Source organism: Mycobacterium sp. E3298, from assembly GCF_001666895.1.
In the GTDB taxonomy this organism is placed as follows: Bacteria; Actinomycetota; Actinomycetes; order Mycobacteriales; family Mycobacteriaceae; genus Mycobacterium.
Window position 1 is genome coordinate 1 of record NZ_LZJB01000265.1, and the last position, 664, is coordinate 664.

Below are 664 nucleotides of genomic sequence, written 5' to 3' on the forward strand. Positions count from 1 at the left end.
TCCAGGCCACCGGCACCGACAACTTGCCACCGATGGAGGCCGCCCCGCCGATGGCCGCGGCCGGGTGCACCGCTCCGGCACCGCCGCCGAGCAGACCACCGAGCCCACCCAGACCGGGCAGCGCCTTGGCTGCCGCCGGAGCCGCACCACCGATCAACCCCACCGTCTTGGAGATCTGGGTGAAGGTGTTGGCCATACCGGTACTGAAGTACGGCAGACCCTCGGTGTTATAGAACAGGCTGGCGAACGGGCTGTAGCCGTTGACGGCCGCCCCCAGGTTGGTGGGGAAGGCGGTCTGGCCGGTCAACAGGAACCACAGCTCGCTCATCGGGTTGTTCGTCGTCGCGGCGGTCGCTGCTGCCTTGACTGGCGCGGTGGTCGTCGTCGATGGTGTCGGCGGTGGTGCCGTTTGTGAGTTGGCTTTCTGCGGTGGCGGGGTTGGCCGAGGACACGGCCAGTCAGGGTCGGGCGGCTGCGGCGGCGTTTGAGGCGGCGTTTGCGATGACGGTGCCGCCGCCGGTGATTGCGGCTAATCGGGTGTTGTTGGCGACGTTGGTCGCGACGAATTTCTTCGGGCAGAACACGCCGGCGATCATGGCGACCGAGGCGCAGTACATGGAGATGTGGGCCCAGGATGCGGCGGCGATGTATGGCTATGCGGCGG

Annotated in this window: 2 pseudogenes; one reads left to right on the plus strand and one right to left on the minus strand. The window is 67.8% G+C overall.

What is annotated here, in order from left to right:
- Nucleotides 1–406: pseudogene (locus tag A9X05_RS12545) on the minus strand (hypothetical protein); the annotation flags it as partial.
- Between A9X05_RS12545 and A9X05_RS12550 the strand changes: the two are divergent.
- Nucleotides 379–664: pseudogene (locus A9X05_RS12550) on the plus strand (PPE family protein); the annotation flags it as partial. The pseudogenes A9X05_RS12545 and A9X05_RS12550 overlap by 28 nt on opposite strands.